Source organism: Actinoplanes nipponensis, assembly GCF_016862275.1.
GTDB classification, from domain to species: Bacteria; Actinomycetota; Actinomycetes; order Mycobacteriales; family Micromonosporaceae; genus Actinoplanes; species Actinoplanes nipponensis.
This window is the reverse complement of the sequence record NZ_BOMQ01000064.1, coordinates 1-18,561: the sequence shown is the minus strand read 5'-3', so window position 1 is coordinate 18,561 and position 18,561 is coordinate 1. Positions and strand designations below refer to the sequence as shown.

Sequence of the window (18,561 nt, the reverse complement as noted above, 5' to 3'; positions counted from 1 at the left end):
CATAGATCGACGCATTGAGTTTTATCCTTCCGAGGACCTTGGTGCGCCGCAGCGTAAGCAGGTCCAATGACGATCAACGCTCGTTAAGGTAACGAACAGGCATAGGGCACGTGTGCACCGTCGATGAATGGGCGAGATGACGGTGAATGTGCGTTCTGGTGTGGCCGGTTTCGCCGATGGCCCGTCTCAGTGCGAGCGCGGCTCACGTATAGTCGCGCCCGATCATGGCAACGCATGCCCGACACGGGGGTTTCTGCATGTTCCTGTTCCACCGCGCTCTGACGGCGGCCGGCTTCACCGCCGCCGCTGTCGCCTCGACCGCCCTGTTCGCGATGCCGGCCCAGGCCGCTTCCGCGGGCGCGGCGAAGGTCGTCGGCTCGTCCGGCGTCCAGTTCAACGCCCTGATGGGCAAGAGCAACGGCCTCACCATCACCATCTCGGGCCGCACGGTCACGCTCGACGACAAGGTGGCCATCAAGGCCGGCAAGGGCTGCAAGGCCGTCAAGGGCGACAAGACGAAGGTCAAGTGCACGACGTCGAAGAAGACGTCGCGGCTCAGCGTCGCGCTGGGCGACAAGAACGACTGGGTCACCAACAAGACCTCCGTCTACCTGCTCGCCGACGGCGGGTCCGGCAACGACACGCTGACCGGCGGCTCCGCCAACGAGCAGCTCCAGGGCGGCTCCGGCAACGACAAGCTGTCCGGTAAGGCGGGCATCGACACGCTGTTCGGCGGCACCGGCAACGACCAGATCTCCGCCGGCGCCGGCAACGACCGCGTCGACGCGGGCTCCGGCGCCGACAAGGTCTACGGCGAGGCCGGCAACGACGAGATCCTCGGCGGCTCGGGCGCCGACCGGATCGTCGGCGCGGCCGGCAACGACACGCTGGTCGGCGGGGCCGACATCGACAGCATCGCCGGCGACGCGGGCAACGACATCATCGCCGGCGGCGCCGGCAACGACGTCGTGGCCGGCGGTGTGGGCAACGACACGATCTTCGGCGAAGCGGGCAACGACCGCGTCTCCGGCGCGGCCGGCAACGACACCGTCTACGGCGACGCCGGCAACGACACGCTCGCCGGCGACGCCGGTGTGGACGAGATCTACGGCGAGGCCGGCAACGACGTGATGGCCGGCGGCGACGGCGAGGACGCCCTCATCGGCCGGGCGGGCAACGACACGATCGCCGGCAACGCCGGCGACGACATCCTGGTCGGCGAGGACTTCGTCGGCGGCGTCCAGGCCGGCAGCGACTCGGCGCTGGACCGGCTCGACGGCGGCGCCAACACCACTGCCGAGGGCGACTACTGCCTGGTGATGGCCGCGGGTACGACCAGCAACTGCGAGAGCATGCCGGCCTCGGCGCTGGCGCGCGCGTCGGCCGTGGCTCCGAACGGTGGTGCGGCCCGGATCGAGGCGGCGCTGCGGTCCTCGGAGGCTCGGGCGGCGCAGGCTCGGGCGGCGGCCGCTCGGGTGGCGGCTCAGTAACGGCAAGCGAAGGGGGACGGCCCGGTCGGGGCGGCGTGATGCCGCCCGGACCGGGCCGTCTTCTTGTGATATCCACGAGGTAATAGGACGGCTATGGGATGTTCACGCGGGGGCGGTCGCCCCAGACACTGAGCTCCATCGATATTTGGTGCGACGCCGGCTACCGGCCGGCGGCGCCACCTCGCGATCGGAGCGGCATGAAGCGAGCTTTGCCCTGGACCCTGGCCCTGGCCGTCGCCACCGTGACGAGCAGCCTGCTCTACGGTCCGGCCCAGGCCACTCCCACGGGTGTCCCGTCCAGAGCCACCGCCCAGGCGCAACTGAACGGCCTCAGCGTCGCCGCGCAGGGCTCCACCAGCGGCTACTCCCGAGACCTGTTCCCACACTGGATCACCGTCAGCGGCAGCTGCAACACCCGCGAGACCGTCCTGAAGCGCGACGGCTCGTCCGTGGTCACCGACAGCGCCTGCGCGGCGACCTCGGGTCGTTGGTACTCGCCGTACGACGGCGCGACCTGGACTGCCGCCTCGGACGTCGACATCGACCACGTCGTGCCGCTGGCCGAGGCGTGGCGGTCCGGAGCCAACTCCTGGACCACCAGCCGGCGGCAGAGCTTCGCCAACGACCTGACCCGGCCGCAGCTGATCGCCGTCACCGACAACGTGAACCAGGCCAAGGGCGACCAGGACCCGTCGACCTGGCAACCGTCGATCACCTCGTACCGGTGCACGTACGCGAAGATGTGGATCGCCGTGAAGTCGTACTGGGCGCTCACGCTGCAGGCGTCGGAGAAGACGGCTCTGCAGACGATGCTCAACACCTGCGCGTCCTGATCCGTCAGCAGCACGGCGGAGCCGGTTCTTCGTGGACGGTTGTGCCGTATGCTCCCGCGATCGGCAACGATCATGGGGGCACGGGTGCAGCGGTTCATGGTGGTGGTGTCGGCGGTTCTGCTCGCGGTCGCGGTCGGCGCGACACCGGTGCAGGCCGCCGAGGCCGGGGACACGACGGCTCCGGTGGTACAGGACGTGGGTATCGCCGCCGGTACGCGGGTGAACAAGACCGTGGTGCTGGAGCCCGTCGTCTCCGATGACGTCGCGGTGACCCAGGTGTTCCTGACCGTCAACGGCCAGGTGGAAGCCGTCGACCGGGCCGCGCCGTGGTCGCTGCGCTGGGACAGCCGCCGGATTCACGATCAGCAGTCGACGGTCCAGGTCGCCGCGTACGACGCGGCCGGCAACAGCGCGACGGCGTCCGTCGTCGTGTTCGTCGACAACTACGGCCCGTTCCTGTCGTTCCCGTGGGGCCTCACCGACGCCACCCCGCAGATGCCGAACATGAGCTTCTCCGGTGTGGTGCCGATCGACTTCCGCGTCCGGGGTGTTCCGGCGGACACCGCGCGCATCGAGTTGTCAGCGGGCGACACGGTGATCGGCGCCGCTGACGCCGAGCCGTGGACGATTCCGTGGGACACCGCCGGTTACGACGGCAAGACCACCCTGACCGCGCGGTCGTGGGACACCTCCGGCAACGAGGGCTACGCCGTCACCCGGGTGTGGGCCGACCACACCGGCCCGAGCATCACGGTGGGCTTCGACTTCGCCGACGGCTACGTGAGCGCGCGTGGCGGCGTCGACGTGACCGCGACGGACGGGGCCTGGGTCCCGAAGGTGGAACTGCTGGTCGACGGCGCCGTGGTCGACTCCAGGAGCAGTGACGGCAGCCTGATGCGCATGAACTGGGATCGCACGGCGGCCAACGGGTCGTCCACGATGACGGTGCGGGCGTTCGACAGCGTCGGTAATGTCGGCACGCTCACCCGGACGGTGACCGTCGACAACGACGCGCCCACGGTCACCGTCTCGCCAGCGGCGAACGCGAAGGTGCGCGGTGTCATCGCCGCCACGGTGACCGCCACGAAGGACGCCTCCGGCCTGGCCTACCTCACGGCCACGCTGTCGTGTGCCTCTTCCGGGCTGACCCGCCGGGCGCCCTGGACGGTCAAGGTCGACTCCCGCAGCTGCCGCGACGGCAAGCACACCTTGACGGTCGACGCGCGTGACAAGGCCGGGAACCCGGCCGTGGTCAAGCGGTCGATCATCGTGGACAACACCAGACCCACGATGAAGCTCACCTCCGCGCCGAAGAACAAGACCAAGCTGCGCAAGAAGACCAGGTTCGCCGCCTCGGTCCGGGACGGCTACGGCGTCAGCCGCGTCGAGATGCTCGTCAACGGCAAGATCGTCGCCGTCGACCGCACCGCGGGGTACGCGTTCACCTTGAACCCGAAGAAGTACGGCAAGACGTTCACCGTGCAGCTGCGCGCGTACGACCAGGCCGGCAACGCCGTCTCCAGCAGCAAACGCACCTACCGCCGCTGACAGCTCCGAGGGTCACCCCTGGCGGAGGGCGTCCGTCTCTCCCCGCGGGCGCACAGTGGTGGCCATGCCATCTCGACCGCAGGGGAGTTCGATGGACGACACCTATGGAAGTCGGCCGGTCGGACTGGCCGCCGGCGCCGCAGCCACCCTGTTCGCGCAGACGATGGGCTATGTCGCGGCGACGACCGCCCTGTTCGCCGTCGGCGCCTACCTCGGTCGCAACCTTCCCGGCGGCCTCGCCTTCGTCGCGTACCTCGCAGCGCTCGCCGCCCTGATCGCCATGCAGTTCGCTGTTCGCCGGTCCCGGCCGGCGACCGTGGCGCTGCTTGCGGCGTTCGGACTGTTGATGGGAGTAGCGGTCGCGCCGACGCTGGTCTACTACGCCAGCACCGACCCGCAGGCGGTCTGGCAGGCCGGGGCCGCCACGGCGTTGTTCGTCGCCGCGTTCGGCTCGGCCGGCTATGCCACCCGCCGCGACCTCACCGTGCTGGCCCGGCTGTGTTTCTGGGCGCTGGTGGCCCTGCTCGTCCTCGGCATCGTGCTGATCTTCGTGAACATCCCGAACGGGGCCCTCATCTATTCCCTGCTCGGCCTGGTGATCTTCGCGGGCTTCATCATGGTCGACTTCCAGCGGCTGAGGCGCTCCTCGGACGTCGACTCCGCGCCGCTGCTGGCGGCGTCGATCTTCCTCGACATCCTCAACGTGTTCCTCTTCTTCCTGCGGATCTTCCGGGGCGCCAACCGCTGACCATCCGGAGGCCATCCGGGCCGGATGAGGCGCGTACGGGAGAGGCACCGCACAGTGACTTACACGCCGGCCCGCCTCGAGGGCCGCGGCAGCCGGTCCCGAAGGTGTCGGAGAAGAGGGCAGAGGCCTCATGGGAAAGCTCATGAGCAGGCTACAGAAGGCCGCGAAATCGCCGAAGGCGAAGGAGCTCGAGAAGGAGATGATGCGCAAGGCCAAGGACCCGAAGACGCAGGCGAAGCTGTCCAAGGGTCTGCGGAAACTGAGGTCCAAGCACTGAGGCGGATCACGGAGGCGGGTCGCGCGGCTCGAACAGCTGCGCGACAACCTTCGGGCGCGACCGCCGGCATCCACAGCGCCGGCACCGCAGGCGCGGGTCAGTCCTCTGCCGCGGTCGGCCGACCGGTGGCAGCGCGTCGCCGCGCGGGCGCTGCCGCTGACCGCTGGGCTGCGGCGGCAGTGACTCGCGCGGCGGTACGCGTTGCCGTCGGCGCACCGGGGGCAGGATCCGGTCCACCTGCGGGCGGCTGGACCGCGGCCGCACCGGGCCCTTGCTGCTTCTGCGCGTCCTGGTGGGCGCGCAGATCGCGTTCCCGTTCCCGGCGCACCAGGTCGGCCAGCACCGCGCGGTCATAGCGGTTCTCAGCGGTGGACGCCCGGCGACGGGCCTTGCCGGCCGCCACGCGAGCCTTGCCGCGAGCCTTCTCCAGGCGCTGCTTCTGCTTCGCGGCCGAGGTGAGCGACTTCTTCAGCCGGGCGACCTCGTCGCGAGCCCGGACCAGCGCCGCCTCGTCGTCGTGCGTGCGGGCCGCGTTACCGGCCAGCTGGGTGTCTACATCGCCGACGCGACGCTGCGCCGCCTCAGCCTTCGCGGCCGCGGCCTGCGCCTCGGCGCGGCGACGGTCCAGCTTCGCTTCCATGATGATCCTCTCCGAGCCGGGGGACACGCCGGCAGGCGTCGCGCGCGCCGCACCCCGTCCGAGGAGTCCACGGCCGCACGCGCCGGTGCGGCACGCCTGAGGTGCCGCCCCGGCCGCACGCGGACGCGCCGTCAGCGCGTCCGGTCACTTCTTCTTGTTCTTCTTGTTCTTCTTGTCCTTCTTCGACTTCTTCGCCATGGCGCGGCCTCCCCTCGACTTGTCATCGACCGCCGGCCGGCACCCCCGCAGGGAACGCATTCCTGGGAGTGGCTGCGGCGGCCATGCATCGAACGATGCGGGATATCCCGGCCGCGTCCCTCATCCCTCATGGATGACAAGCGTCGCTCCGGTGGTGGCGGCGCCGGCACCTTGGTACGCCTTGCCTACGAAGGTGCGAGCGACCTCTCCACGGCGGATGGCACATCATCGGGGCCGGAGCCGGATTTCGCACCAGCGACCCCCGGATTCGGAATCCGGTGCTCTGTCCGCTGAGCTACGGGGGCAACAGTGCGCGTCCCTGGTGCCGACCCAGGTCTGCCCGAAGGCGGCGGGGTTACGGCCCGCTGGACGTGCCGCCGTCCACGACGCGCATGAGGGTGACTGACCGGATTCGAACCGGCGACCTCCGGGGCCACGACCCGGCGCTCTGAACCGACTGAGCTACAGCCACAACTACGGCCCGAAGGCCAGTGCCCGCACCAGGGATCGAACCTGGGGCATCCGCCGTGTGAAGGCGGCGCTCTCCCGCTGAGCTATACGGGCGGGACGGGCGGAGGAGGTGGGATTCGAACCCACGAGACCCCGCGGGCGGGGCCTGCGCCATTTCCAGCGGCGCTGCCGTAGCCAGGCCGGCTCCTCCCGGTCGATCGCGCTCCGGCGGATCGGGCGACGCCGGATCGTGCAGCGCGCTGATCAGGAGTCAGAGCTCTGCTGGGCGGCCACCTTCGGCGTGGACTCGGCCGGAGTCGAACCGGCCACCTCCGCTGTGCGAGAGCGGCGCTCTACCAGATGAGCTACGAGCCCGAGGGGCGGAGCCAGCGGCGGGACTCGAACCCGCTACCTCCCGATTACGAAACGGGTGCACGACCTGTCGTGCTCCACTGGCATGGTGTTGCGTGCCCTCGGCGCGATTCGAACGCGCACTGTCGACGTCCTCAACGTCGGGCCTCTACCCGTTGGGCTACGAGGGCGTGAGCTGCGGGCGGAGGACTCGAACCTCCAACCTCCCGGTCCAGAGCCGGGCGTGCTGCCGGATTGCACCAGCCCGCATCGCGGCCGGCAGGGTGCTGGCCCGCCGGCCGGTTCCAGCGCAGAGACAGCGCGGCTCCGCTGGGCACCGTCAGTTCGTGCTCAGCGGCATCGTGTGTGCCGTGCTCGAGCGGCTGGCCGGGATCGAACCGGCGGCCTCCACCGTGGCGGGGTGGCGCTCTCCCTGCTGAGCTACAACCGCATGGGTGGTGCTGTCGCCCGTCCGGGGGTTGAACCCGGTCTTCCGGAGTGAGAGTCCGGTGGTCTACCTGCCTCAGCCTCACGGGCGTTGCGGCGCAGCCATGCTGCGCCGTGGTGGTGAGCGGCTCGCACCGCTCCTTTCGGCGTCCCCGGAGAGATTCGAACTCCCGGCCCCCGGATCCGTAATCCGGTGCTCTTTCCGCTGAGCTACGAGGACAGCTGATGGGGTGGACCTGGGCGGATTCGAACCGCCGACCCCCGGTCTGCCGAACCGGTGCGCTACCAGCTGCGCCACAAGCCCATGTCGTCCGGAACCCCCGAGTCGCGCGGGTTGCCGTCTCCCTCGCTCCGGATCACCCGGCCCGCCGACGGATGTGTCGGCGGCCGGGCACGATGCGACGCGGCGCACAGCCGTGCGCGGCGTCGGTGCTGTGCCATCCACTGTGGAGTTCTCAATGAGCGATGCCGCCGGCCGGGGCCGAAGCAAGTGCGCGCGGGCTGGTCGAGCGGGCCCGGAAACGGAAAAGCCGCCCGGTCCCGGAGCTGGGAGGGCGGCGCGACGATCGCTAGGGAGTACTAGCTGCGCCACCGGCCCAGGCCGTGGTGGTACTGACTGCCGGTCGGGAAGCCGGATCGCCCGGCGGAGGTCATGGCGACCTCGCCGCGCGGCGTAAGCCGCTGCGATGCGATCGAGGTGTGCCACAACATGGTTGGTCTCCTGACCGTGGTCGGTTCGTCTTGGTGCTGATCCCTACGGTAGGGACACCCCACCGGTGTCAGCAAACCTATTACGAACAGCGACACGCGCCGTATCATCGGTAATTCGTCGTGGTGCGCAGTCGAGTAATCCGTCGCATCCTTTCGAGCCGCCCGGAGGATCAACGGTGACTGAGATCGAGACGATCACCCTCGAGGCCGAACTGACTGATGATGTCGCGCAACGCGAGATCGAGGCCGCGGTGAAGGGCCGTCACGCCGTAGCGCGCAAGTATGTGCGGTGGGTCCGGCGCCGTAATCCAGAGTCCACGCCCGCGGAGCTCATCACGATTTTGGAGCGACATTACGTCACCGCCATCACCGTCGCCGGCGGGCTGGTGACAGCAGGAAGTCTCGCCCTGGAGATCGGCATCGGTTTGCTTCCGGGCGGCGGAGCGGCCACCGCGGCGACCAAGTCGGCCGCCAAGGAAGCGACGAAAGCGGCCGTGAAGCGTGCGGCCAAAGAGGCGGCGCTGGGCGCGACGAAGGCAGGCGCCCAGCGCGCGGTGAAGCAACTGCCGGCCGGCGACGAGCAACTCCAGTTCGAGATCACGGCGCTCTACGCCCTCGCCCTGGTGGACATCCACGGCATGACCCTCGATCAGGACCAGACCCGCGCGCTGATCTACGGCCTCTCGAACGGACGCGTCAGCCAGGGCCAGATCGCAACCATGGCCGCGGACCTCGCCCGCTCGTCGCGGCCGGTGGATGTCGGCAGGAGCATCGCGACCGGCCAGCACAACTGGTCGCATTGGGCCGGAACGCTGGCCCAGGCGCTGCCGGCCGGGGCCGCCCAAGAACTCGTACGCGGCATGCAGACCGGAAGGCTCGAGGACGTGCGAACCGGGCTGGGCGCGAAGAAGCAGGCTGCCGTGGAGTACGGCGTGGGAGCGCTTGTCGGCGGAGTCACCCGCTTCGTGTTCGGACGTGAGGTGATCAACGCCGCACATGAGGCATTCGCCGAAGCGCCTGACGAGTTCCCGCCACATCTCACGATCGAGACCAAGGAAATGCCGGAGAACGACACCGAGCCGAACCGGGCATTCGCCGCCCTGCAGGAAGCGGCCCGCTCGACCGGCAACTGGTTGGGCGGATCCGCGCAGACGATCGGCAACGGCGTGGGAACTGCGGCCAGCACTGTGTCCCGGCCGTTCCGGAGCGTGGACCGTGACGGAGACGGCATCCCCGACGAGCCGCTGGCGCTGACCGCGGTGAAGACCGTCGGTGGCGCAGTGGCGGACGCGGCGACTTCGGCCACCGGTGCTGCGAGCTCAGCCGCCGGGAAGGCGGCGACCTCTGTCGCCGGGATGGTCAAGTCGCCTTTCAAGCGGAAGAAGAAGGGGGAAGAGCGACAGCTCGCCGAGGACGCCGCCGAGACGGAGCGTCCGGCCTCCGACACCTGTCACGATGCGTGAGTGGCACTGGCCGACGGCTCTCACTCGCGACATCGAGATGGGGAGTTCGGCTGGTGCCGAAACGCGCCGAACAAAGCTTTGGCTGGCCCCGACCGCCATCGTCGCGGTCCCTGACCGCGACGGAGGCCGAGGCGCAGGCTCCGGGTTCCTTGCTCCCCGGGTGCTCGCAAGTTGGGCAACCCCTCACGTCGCAGCGCGAAAGCCTCACGAGTGCGACGAACACCCACCTGCTCAGCAGGGGCTTCGCTCGGCCTGAACCCCCGAGCAGCGCAAACACCGACGCGCCCGGGACGGGGCACTTGCCGTCAAGCCCGGGCAGGTACCCTGATCGACGCGGGCTGCTAGCTCAATGGCAGAGCTGTGGACTTTTAATCCATAGGTTCCGGGTTCGAGTCCCGGGCGGCCCACCATGCTGACTCCGGGGGCGACCCCCGGACCCCACGGGTAGTTACGGCCTTGCGGCCGCGGCAGCCCGCCCGCCGCGATTCGACGCCCCAGTCACCTCGTGAGCCTGCCGAACGGTGCACCCAGATCAACGTCCGGTCATTCCACTAACCTGGCGTTGAGCGCCTCGCTGAGTTCGGTAACGACCTGGTCTGGCTCGGCGAGGCAGCGCCAGGCTGGCACTCGCCGCACTTCCGTGACTGCGGCGATGATGTCGAGCCGACCGAGGACTCGACGAAGTGGTCGTCCGTCCGGATCGCCTTCGGGATCGTCTACGAGAACCGCCAGGGTCTTGTCGCCGAGGCTGAGCGTGAGGTCGACCGGATACCCCGGGAGTGGTGTGCCCCAGCAGAAGGTCAGCCCGGCGTCGCGCAGTCCCGGGATCAGCTTGTCGACCGGGCGTGGGTCAACGTCGTCGTTGTCGGCCGCTGGCGCTGAAGGCGTGGCGAGCGCGGCGAGCAGCCCGCGTTGCGCGGACCACCACGATCTGTCGCCCACGATGAAGAGCTGGGACCTGGCCCGGGTGATCGCGACGTTCCACAAAGTGGTCTGGTTAACGAGCCAGCCCCGGGTTTGCACGCTGATGCCCTGCGCACCGACCGGCGAGATGACCATGATGTCTCTCTCGCTGCCCTGAAACTTGTGAATGGTGGCGCACAGCAAGTTGTCGCCGAGGCCAGCTTCCTTGAGGGCTCGGTCCAGGGTGCGCTGCTGCTCGGCGAGTGGTGTCACCACACCGATGGAGGCGTCCGGATACTCCTTCCGCAGTCGCTGGACTTCGCCCACCACTGCCTGCACTTCGTCGAAGTTGTGCCCGGACCCGGTGGCGCCGCGGCTGAAGCGGCCCGGCACGTCCACCCAGCGGGTGGCGGGTTCGGCCAGTGCGGTCAGCCGGGCCGGGTCGGTGAGTACGACCAGCCGGTTCTGGTAGACGACCTGATTCGGTGCGTCGATAATCTCCGGGTGGCAGCGGTAGTGCTCGTCGAGCAGGATCGTGCTTCCGGCCGCGGTGGCGAACGCCTCGTACGCCGAATGACCTCTGTGGGTCAGTCGGCGATTCGTCAGCCACTCGTGCCCAAGCCCGTTGCGCGCCTGTTCGCCCTGGTCGTCGGCGTCGGAGAGTTCCACCACGGGCGCGAGTTGCCGTGGGTCGCCGATGATCAGGGCGCGTTTGGCTCGGTAGAGCATGGGCAGGATGGCCGCGGGGGTGCATTGGGCGGCTTCATCGATGACCACCAGGTCGAACAGTCCGGCACTGGGCCGCAGCCGGCGGGCCGACATCGCGGTGGTCGCCCATCCGGGAAGCACGGTGAGGATCTCCGGCATATAGGACCAGCTTTTCCCGTCGGGCTTCGCCATCTCGTCGGCCCGGTTTCGCAGCACGGTCGTGCCGGCGGTAACCCGGGCGGCGATCTGGGCGCGCAGCAGCTGATCGCTGTGCTCGGGTCGGCTGTCCCGTTGCAGAGTTCGTAGCCGCTTCCAGGATTGTTCGGCGGTGCGGGGCAGAGACGCGAGTAGTTGCTGTCGCTCGCGCCAGCACTGCTCTATCACTGCCTGCTCACCGAGGGCGGCGATCGACGCACGGTCGGACACCCCGTGGGACCGCAGCCGCCAGCGAAACCACCACCCGAACCACCAACTCCGCAGCGCCCGGTCGGTGAGGTCGACCAGCCGGGCCAAGGAGGCATCGTCGGCGTCGGCCAGCGAGAGGTCCCGCTCGAGTGCGAGGTCGGCGAGATCGCGTTCGAGGAGACGGTGTTGGTCGAGATCGTCGCGCAGTCGGCTGATTTCTTGCGCCGGGAGCCGCAACTCGTTCCACGGGCCGCGTGCGTCCGGTATTGGCTGTGGCCACGCCTGCATCACCTCGGCGAGGTATTGCGGTTCCCACTGCCGATAATCCTTGTTCCCGGTGCGTAGCACCAGACCGGGGCCGATCATGCCAGTGACCCGCTCGACGACCTCATTGACCGCGCGATTGTTGGTGGAGCCGATAAGCACGCTCTGCCCGGCCGCCGTCGCGGTAGCTAGTAACGCGGTGACAAGTTGGCTCTTGCCGGTTCCAGGCGGCCCCTGCGCGACGGTCAGCGGGCGGCTCATCGCCGCTCGGATGATGTCCTCCTGTGTCTCGTTGACCGGGCTCAGCGCCACCGTCAGGGTGGCGGCGTCGTCCGGCTTGTCCTCATCGTCGGCCCCGCTCGACAGGGCACCAAGGGCGGTCGATGCGATCTTCCCCGCATTCTTGGTGATCTCCCGCAGGTCCTCTATCAGCTGCTGCTCCGGGGACTCCGTGCTGCCGGCGACGAACAGCATCCCGGCGTTCTGCGCCCGGTTGATAGGCCCTGCATTGACCCTTCCGACCAGGTTCCCCGGGTCGAGTGCGGACACCGGCTTCACGCCGAACATGTTCGCCACCAGGTTGACGGCCTTGGCCAGGGATCCGCGATCGCCGGGCTCGATCAGCTCGGCCACGGCTTGGCGCAGTTCGTCCGCCTCTACTGCCGCCAGCTGGAAGTGGTCGATTAGAGCGGGGCTCGGCTGCGGTGGTGCCGGGTGCGCCGCCCCGTCGTCTCCGACGGTCAAGTCGGCGACGAGCAGCGGCGCCAGACGTACCTGCTGCTTACCCTTCTGCTGCAAGGCGACGACCGGGTAGCCGTACCGCAGGGAGCGTCCGCTGTCCTCGGCGAGCTTTGCAAGCTGCCGTCCACTGCCCTTCAGCGGGATCGCCTCGGTGGCCGAGAAGATGACTTCCTGGCCCTGCGGGGCGGCGAGGTAGGTGTCCCTATCCCCTGGATTCACGAAGAACTGAAGAACGGCCGAACGTTGTAGGCAACCGACGTAGTAGGTGAGCAACCGCCGCCACCGGTCGGTGTCGAACGGTGCGTCGTCCGGCTCCTCGGTCCGGACGCTCGGGGGCCGCCGCACGCGCTCGCCCGGCCCAACGACCAGCGGGATGGGGTCGGTGACACCCTCGCTCGACTCGACCGGCTTCTCCTGGCGGCGGCGTGCCATCTCGGTCATGGCGTATCGAGAAAGGTCACTCGCCGTAATCCAGCCGTCCTCGGCGGTTGGCTGGGCCGCGCCGCGTAGCCCGGCGAGCAGCACCTCGGTGAACACCGACGGCCGATCCGGGCCTTGAGCCTTGGACGCCTTCAGGTGGTCGCTCGACTGGAGCATGAACGTACCGCGCTCGCGCTTGAGTCGGTGGGGCTCTTGCCGTACGCCGTTGCCGAGCCGGTGGCGCGCGGTGAACGAGCCCGAGAAGCAGCAGTCCAGAACGACTACCTTCTGGCTGGCCTTGGTGTGGTTGAGCAGATGGCGCAGTCTTCCTTCGACATCGAACGCGGTGGTGTGCAGCAGGGCCGTGTCGGTGTCGATGGTCCCGAAGAAGAGGGACTGCCGGTCGTCGTACAGGATGCCGTGACCGGAGTAGTAGAAAACGGCAAGGTCACCGGTACGCCGGGCGCCGTAAAACTCCTCTACGACCTGCATCATGTGCGCGGCTGGCAGATCAAGATGGTGTTTGATGCTGTCGAAATCGCCCTCGGTGTCCAACACCGTTTTCAACTCTTCGACATCCCGGCGGACGCCCGGCAACGCCGCGAGCTTCGGGTCGGCGCGATAGGTTGCGGTGCCCAGCACCAACGCGTGCCGACCCATCAGTACGCGCGCCCGATCGCGTTCCGAACGATGTCGATCATCTCAGAAACCTGCGCCTTGGTCGGCTGATCGATCGTGAGCTCGACGTCGCCGACCTTCAGATGCGCCTTGCGACCCCGGTTACGACCAAGGAAGCCCAGAACCAAGTCGACAAGAGCCTGCGCGTAACCAGGATCAACAGTGGCAACGACCGTTAGCGTCCCTAGTACCACCTCACCGACGCCCTTGCTGCCGGGCTCCGCATCGAGGTCGAGCCGACGCACCTCGCCCAGGTCACCCAGGTCCTCGGCGAGTTCGTCGGTCACCAGGTCGAGGGCGAAATCATCGTCCTCCGGGAGCGACGTGAAACTGACTTCGACGACGACCTCGGACACTCGTGCCTCCCGCTGAGCCACATCGCAGACGTATCCGCAACGCTACGGATAGTAAGAACGGCGATGGTAGATGTGTCGCCTTTCTGACTGGGTTTCAGGTATATCCGGCCGCTCGCCGCTAGCTCTTCGGCGGATACCGCAGAAGTTCCGTGGCCGCGGGAGCGGTCCCGACCCATCCTCGTCGCGCTCGACGACAGGCGCAGTCACCGTGCGAAACTCGGCCACGAATCCCCCGACAGCTCGGTGCTTCGCATGGTGCAACGTCCGGTCCACCGTGACCTCGCCGCGGAGGACAAGCCCGTCGTGGCGTCTGGGCTCGCTATTTGGTCGCCGAGGTGGCCATCGGGGCGTGACTTTCAGTCAGCTCGGTCAATCCCCCCAGAAATCCCCCTGCGTCGTTGGGTCAATTCTCGCCACACTTCCCGGGGCGCAGCGGTGGCTCGGAAGTCAGGCCGCGCCGACAACCCAGCCGGAGCGTGAGCGGGTGGTCGCGCCGGCATGGACCGACCACCCGCTGAGCACAGCCGTCCGGTCACCCGTCACGGTGCCGGCGTCAGTTCCCAACCGACGACGACCTGGTCCGACTCGAAGCCGTCCGCGGTACGGGCGCGGGCCTGGACCTCCAGGTATTCCCCCACGGTGGTGTGGCGGAGGGTTGCGTTGCCGTTCTCGTCGGCCGCCACAACCTGCTGGGTCTCCCCGAAGTCGACGGAATAGGCGAACTCGGTGACCTCCGGGGAATCCGTGCGCAGAACGATCGTGACCTGCTGGCCGGCCGTCGGCGGCGGGGTGCCGTCGTTCGGGAAGTCGGGTGAGCTGATTTCCGGGCGGGGGATCCGCACCGTGACGTACAGGTTGGCCCTGACTTCCGGGGATGGGATGCCGCTGGCCGTCCGGCTGGTGATGGTGAGGAAGTTGTCGCCCCGCCGGTCCGGTGTCACGGTCACGGTGGCGTAGCCGTCGGTGCCGGCGGCGACCGTTGTCGCCGGGCCGTCGTTCAGCCGGTAGGTGAACGATGCCGTGTCGGGCACGGCGCTCCAGAATCGCACCGTCCGGGGTTCGCCGACTCCGGCGTCCGGGTTCTGGTCGAGCACCTTGGGCTCGTGGTCGATCACGGTGAACGAGTACGTGGCTTCGGCCGAGCGGTTGCCGGTGCGGTCGATGGCCTGGACGGTGACGACGTTCGTGCCGTACGCGGTCGGGGTGATCTCGACGACGGCCCGGCCCCGGCGGTCCGCCGGCACTTCGAGCAGTCCCGTGGCGGCCGACGAGTAGCGGAACTTCACCACGTCCTGGTCGCCTCGGGCCGCAGCGAAGGTGAACTTTCCGGTGATGCCGACGCCGCCGGCGGGCGTCCCCTCTGGATAGTCGGCGGAGGTTACTGTCGGCGCCTGCGGCCGGGTCGTGTCGACGGTGAAGGTGCAGACGGGCGACCAGGCCGACACGGCACCCGCGGCGTCGGTGGCCCGGGCCGTCAGGCGGTAGCGGCCGCCGTTGACCAATGTGGACGGGATCGTCGTGAACACCGTGCCGGGGTGCGCCAGCTCGGCCGCGGACCAGGCGGTGCGTTGCGCCGGCGCGCCGACCGGCCAGACCGCGAATTGCGGGGTCAGCGTCTCGCCCTGGACCGCGCCCAGGTCGGCGTCCGCGAAGGAGGCGGTGACCTGGGGGGTGGTGGTGCCGACCAGAATGCCGCCGGGTACGCAGGCGATACCGCCGACGGTCAGCGAGGCCGGGGTGGCCGGCGGATGGTTGCCTTCCGCTGCCCGGCCGGGGGACCCGGGCAGAACGAGCAGCGCGACCGCCGTGGCGACCGTAAGAGCGCGGTAGGGCAGGGAACTCACAGAGCCTCCGGGATAACGACATAACGACGTCCGCCGATCCAGCGTGTCGTGATCCTAGGGCGCGGGTGCGACAGATGTGCGCCCGCCGGCGCGGTGCCGGTCGGTCACTGTAAAAGACGTACGCGTTGACTTTAGAGGATCGCCGCGCTTACGGTGCTCTAAAGAGCTTGTCTTCGTACTTTAGAAGAGGGAGTGCCATGACCAGACGTCTTATCCGGGCGGTGACCGTCTCGGTGGCCGCGACCTTGTCCGCCGCGACCGTGGCTGCGCCCGCACACGCTTCGGGGGCGGACAACACGCCGCCGGCCGCGCCGTACGTCCTGTACGCCTCCGGCCTGCGATGGACCGGCGGCTGCCTGCCCCTCACGATCGGGATTCAGCGCACCACCGACAACGCGACGCCGCAGTCGGCCCTGATCTACGAGGTGTTCGCCGACGGCATCCGCCTCGGCGCGCTCGCCGACAACGGCGTCAACGCCGCGGTGTGGGGCACCCTGCATTTCACCCGGCCGGGACCCCAGACGGTCACGGCCAGAGCGGTGGACGCCGCCGGCAACAGGTCCGCGCCCAGCAACGCCGATGTCGTCACCGCCTACGCGTGCTGAGAACCTGACGCTTGCGTTACGGGGGGATCTGCCGGCGGAGCGCGTCGTCTACGGTGTCGGATCATGAGCCACGGAACTCGCCTGCGCGCCGCCCTCGCGGTGGCCGCGCTGCTCGCCGCGAGTGGCCTGGTCGCCGGCTGCGGCGCGGCGGTGAGCGGCGACGGTTGCGCGCCGCCGCGGCAGGGGTCGGCCTCAGCCGGCCGGCCGACGCGGTTCGCCATCAACCACGATGCCTTTCAGGCAAGACACATCGGTCATACCGCGGACGGGCGCCAGTTCTTCCTGACGACGCCCTTTGACACCGGTACGGAGGAGGGCGGCGGGCGGCTGTTCGTCGCCCTCTACCTTTTCGACGCGGCCGGCCGGTTCCTCGACGCCCGGATAGATGACTTCGGGGACGATGCCGGCCGGGCGGCGGAGCGGGAGCGGGCGTACGACAAGAAGCTCAAGGGGCTCGGAAAGGTGACCTTCGACCGGATCGAGGTCGAGCCGTTCGGCGTCGAGCGATTCGGCATGACGTTCGGGCTGATCGTCAGCGAGCCGGAGAGTGACGACGACATCTGGTGGGTCACCGCGGAACCGGGCGACTACATGGCCTTCTCGGCGCCGTGGGACTGCGGCGAATATGACACCTGACGTGGGGCCGATGAGAAGGGCGGTTGCCGGGCTTCGCCGGAAGACGCGCGAGGTCCGTCGGAACGGCCGGTCCGGGGCACGGTTCAGGACTGCCACCGCGTCGGACCGCTGAGCGGCCACGGTCTGGGCTACTGGTGGGTCTGCGAGATCGCCGTGCAGGCCGACCACTCAAGGGGTGGTCACATGGTGCACGGTAGAGACGTGTTCGCGCCCCGGCCACTCCTCCGCAGCATCACCACCGCGACGGAGCAGCTCCTTCGGACCGCCGCCACCCTCCACGACGCCGACCTGCGGCAGCCCTCACTCCTCCCAGGCTGGTCCCGCGCCCACGTCCTCACCCACCTCGCCCGCAACGCCGACGCCGGCACCAGAATGCTGACCTGGGCGCGAACCGGAATCGAAACCCCCGAGTACCCCAGCCCCCAGGCCCGCGCCACCGAGATCGAGGCGGGCGCCGGGCGTACCGCGGAGCAGCTGCTGGCCGACGTCCGGGACAGCGCCACGCGATTCGCCGCCGCCTACGAGGCGATGCCGGAAGCGGCCTGGACCGTCCCCTTGCGGTGGATGTCGGGCAAGGTGCGGCCGGCGTACCGGGCGGCCGACGCCCGGCTCACCGAGGTGCTCGTCCATCACGTCGACCTTCGCGCCGGGTTCGGTCCCGGTGACTGGCCCGCCGGCTTCGTCCGGACCGCCGTCACCGACGTCGTCGGCGCCTTCGCCGCTCGCGAGCACGTGCCCGGCCTGCACCTCGTCGCCTCGGACACCGAAGCCGAATACCGGCTGGGCGCTCAAGAAGCACCGCTCGTCGTGCGGGCGCCGCAGGCCGCGCTGCTCGCGTGGTTGCTCGGCCGAGCCGACGGCGTCACGCCCGGGGAGCCGCTGCCGGCTCTGCCGTTCCTCTACTGAGGACACGAAAACGCCGGGCCGCGGTGAGGCGCGGCCCGGCGGGTTCTTCCGTGCGGTACGTCAGGGCAGGTTGATCGGGCGCAGCACCCGGTCGACGACGTGCGCGATCTGGCGGTTGCCGGCGTTGACGTTGAAGACGATGACCCGCGCGTTGCGGTCGTTGGTGTCGGCGTCCTTCAGCCACACCTGGGCCGGCTTGTGCCGCGGGTGCCGCACGTCCACCTTCACGGTCTTGCCGAGGGCGGTCTTCAGCTTGGCGTTGTCCGCCTTCAGCGCCCGGCTCTTGGTCACGCGTACGCCCGGCACGACGTGGTACAGCAGCACGCTCTCCACCGTGTCGATGCCGAGGCCGGCGATCGTGGTGAAGGCCTTCTTCTCGCTCGGCGTCTTGCGCGCCTTGGTCGCCTCCTTGGCCAGCAGCTGGAACGCCCCGTCGTTGGGCAGGAACGCGGTCAGCCGGGTCTGGCCCTGGGTGAGCACCTTGACCGGGGAGTTCGGCTTGGCCTTCAGCACGGCCAGCACGGCGGCCTTCAGGATGTCGAAGTCATGGGCGTTGTGGTCGAAGCTGCCCTTGTCCTTCAGCAGCACCTGCGCCAGGGAGCGCTGGGCCAGCGGCTTGGTGCTGGCTTCGGCGCCGGTGGCGGCGACGGTGGTGACCATGACGGTGGCCATGGCGGCGACGGTCAGTCGGGTGGCGAGCCGGGCGACGTTCATCGGCGGACCTTTCTCTCCAGCGGCTGGGTCGTGACTGCTGTCACGACTGATGCTTCGCTGGGAGGGAGCCGGGCGGATGCGCCTGGACCGGGGATATTTCCGGGAACCTGACGCGGACGAGCGGGGCCGGAGAGATCCGGCCCCGCTCGTCGCCGATGTGTCCTAGAAGATGGTGGTGAAGTTGTTCCAGCCGGTGCCGATCTGGCGTACGTCGCTGTACGGCTT

At 69.1% G+C, this 18,561-nt stretch carries 13 protein-coding genes, 12 tRNA genes and 1 pseudogene; 10 read left to right on the top strand and 16 right to left on the bottom strand.

The window, feature by feature from the left end:
- Positions 1–257: 257 nt before the first annotated feature.
- From Ani05nite_RS28050 to Ani05nite_RS41970, 5 genes are all read left to right on the top strand, one after another.
- On the top strand, positions 258–1,490 hold the full coding sequence (locus Ani05nite_RS28050; RefSeq protein ID WP_203773242.1) for a calcium-binding protein: 1,233 nt from the start codon (positions 258–260) through the stop codon (positions 1,488–1,490).
- A 197-nt stretch (positions 1,491–1,687) separates the two neighbouring features.
- A complete protein-coding gene (locus Ani05nite_RS28045; RefSeq protein ID WP_203773240.1) occupies positions 1,688–2,323 on the top strand; it encodes an HNH endonuclease family protein in 636 nt (211 codons plus the stop codon).
- 84 nt (positions 2,324–2,407) lie between these two features.
- Positions 2,408–3,871 (top strand): Ig-like domain-containing protein, encoded by a 1,464-nt coding sequence (locus Ani05nite_RS28040; RefSeq protein ID WP_203773238.1) that lies wholly within the window; start codon positions 2,408–2,410, stop codon positions 3,869–3,871.
- Between the two features lie 91 nt (positions 3,872–3,962).
- The gene (locus tag Ani05nite_RS28035) at positions 3,963–4,619 is read left to right on the top strand and encodes a Bax inhibitor-1/YccA family protein (RefSeq protein ID WP_203773236.1); all 657 of its coding nucleotides are present in this window, start codon (positions 3,963–3,965) and stop codon (positions 4,617–4,619) included.
- Between the two features lie 142 nt (positions 4,620–4,761).
- A complete protein-coding gene (locus Ani05nite_RS41970; RefSeq protein ID WP_275410650.1) occupies positions 4,762–4,896 on the top strand; it encodes a hypothetical protein in 135 nt (44 codons plus the stop codon).
- Between the two features lie 97 nt (positions 4,897–4,993).
- Here the strand turns inward: Ani05nite_RS41970 and Ani05nite_RS28030 are convergent, their stop codons facing one another.
- The 12 genes from Ani05nite_RS28030 to Ani05nite_RS27975 form a co-directional block, all read right to left on the bottom strand.
- A complete protein-coding gene (locus Ani05nite_RS28030; protein ID WP_203773234.1) occupies positions 4,994–5,536 on the bottom strand; it encodes a hypothetical protein in 543 nt (180 codons plus the stop codon).
- Positions 5,537–6,131: 595 nt separating this feature from the next.
- A tRNA-His gene (locus tag Ani05nite_RS28025) sits at positions 6,132–6,206 on the bottom strand.
- A gap of 20 nt (positions 6,207–6,226) precedes the next feature.
- A tRNA-Val gene (locus tag Ani05nite_RS28020) sits at positions 6,227–6,298 on the bottom strand.
- Positions 6,299–6,306: 8 nt separating this feature from the next.
- A tRNA-OTHER gene (locus Ani05nite_RS28015) sits at positions 6,307–6,395 on the bottom strand.
- Between the two features lie 91 nt (positions 6,396–6,486).
- A tRNA-Ala gene (locus tag Ani05nite_RS28010) sits at positions 6,487–6,559 on the bottom strand.
- A 9-nt stretch (positions 6,560–6,568) separates the two neighbouring features.
- Positions 6,569–6,641 (bottom strand) — tRNA-Thr (locus tag Ani05nite_RS28005).
- Between the two features lie 11 nt (positions 6,642–6,652).
- A tRNA-Leu gene (locus tag Ani05nite_RS28000) sits at positions 6,653–6,726 on the bottom strand.
- Positions 6,727–6,731: 5 nt separating this feature from the next.
- Positions 6,732–6,805: transfer RNA gene (locus Ani05nite_RS27995), tRNA-Gln, on the bottom strand.
- A 108-nt stretch (positions 6,806–6,913) separates the two neighbouring features.
- Positions 6,914–6,986: transfer RNA gene (locus Ani05nite_RS27990), tRNA-Gly, on the bottom strand.
- Between the two features lie 13 nt (positions 6,987–6,999).
- A tRNA-Glu gene (locus tag Ani05nite_RS27985) sits at positions 7,000–7,073 on the bottom strand.
- Positions 7,074–7,129: 56 nt separating this feature from the next.
- Positions 7,130–7,202 (bottom strand) — tRNA-Arg (locus Ani05nite_RS27980).
- A gap of 11 nt (positions 7,203–7,213) precedes the next feature.
- Positions 7,214–7,286: transfer RNA gene (locus tag Ani05nite_RS27975), tRNA-Ala, on the bottom strand.
- Positions 7,287–7,869: 583 nt separating this feature from the next.
- Here Ani05nite_RS27975 and Ani05nite_RS27970 point away from each other — a divergent pair.
- Both Ani05nite_RS27970 and Ani05nite_RS27965 read left to right on the top strand, forming a co-directional pair.
- Positions 7,870–9,156 (top strand): hypothetical protein, encoded by a 1,287-nt coding sequence (locus Ani05nite_RS27970; RefSeq protein WP_203773232.1) that lies wholly within the window; start codon positions 7,870–7,872, stop codon positions 9,154–9,156.
- A 335-nt stretch (positions 9,157–9,491) separates the two neighbouring features.
- Positions 9,492–9,566: transfer RNA gene (locus Ani05nite_RS27965), tRNA-Lys, on the top strand.
- A gap of 133 nt (positions 9,567–9,699) precedes the next feature.
- Here the strand turns inward: Ani05nite_RS27965 and Ani05nite_RS27960 are convergent.
- The 3 genes from Ani05nite_RS27960 to Ani05nite_RS27950 form a co-directional block, all read right to left on the bottom strand.
- Positions 9,700–13,257 carry an AAA domain-containing protein gene (locus tag Ani05nite_RS27960; protein ID WP_203773230.1) on the bottom strand — a complete coding sequence of 1,186 codons (3,558 nt, stop codon included), beginning with the start codon at positions 13,255–13,257 and terminating at the stop codon, positions 9,700–9,702.
- Complete coding sequence (locus tag Ani05nite_RS27955; protein WP_203773228.1) at positions 13,257–13,631, bottom strand: hypothetical protein; 375 nt, start codon at positions 13,629–13,631, stop codon at positions 13,257–13,259. Before Ani05nite_RS27955 ends, Ani05nite_RS27960 begins: the two co-directional genes overlap by 1 nt.
- A 539-nt stretch (positions 13,632–14,170) precedes the next feature.
- On the bottom strand, positions 14,171–15,475 hold the full coding sequence (locus Ani05nite_RS27950) for a phage tail protein (protein ID WP_203773226.1): 1,305 nt from the start codon (positions 15,473–15,475) through the stop codon (positions 14,171–14,173).
- Positions 15,476–15,672: 197 nt separating this feature from the next.
- Here Ani05nite_RS27950 and Ani05nite_RS27945 point away from each other — a divergent pair, with 197 nt between their 5' ends.
- The 3 genes and pseudogenes from Ani05nite_RS27945 to Ani05nite_RS27935 form a co-directional block, all read left to right on the top strand.
- On the top strand, positions 15,673–16,080 hold the full coding sequence (locus tag Ani05nite_RS27945; RefSeq protein WP_203773224.1) for a hypothetical protein: 408 nt from the start codon (positions 15,673–15,675) through the stop codon (positions 16,078–16,080).
- Positions 16,081–16,179: 99 nt separating this feature from the next.
- Complete coding sequence (locus tag Ani05nite_RS27940; RefSeq protein WP_203773222.1) at positions 16,180–16,716, top strand: hypothetical protein; 537 nt, start codon at positions 16,180–16,182, stop codon at positions 16,714–16,716.
- Between the two features lie 54 nt (positions 16,717–16,770).
- Positions 16,771–17,622: pseudogene (locus Ani05nite_RS27935) on the top strand (maleylpyruvate isomerase family mycothiol-dependent enzyme); the annotation flags it as partial.
- A 60-nt stretch (positions 17,623–17,682) separates the two neighbouring features.
- Here Ani05nite_RS27935 and Ani05nite_RS27930 read toward each other — a convergent pair.
- Positions 17,683–18,336: a fasciclin domain-containing protein gene (locus tag Ani05nite_RS27930; protein WP_203773218.1), complete on the bottom strand. Its 654-nt coding sequence runs from the start codon at positions 18,334–18,336 to the stop codon at positions 17,683–17,685.
- Between the last annotated feature and the right edge of the window lie 225 nt (positions 18,337–18,561).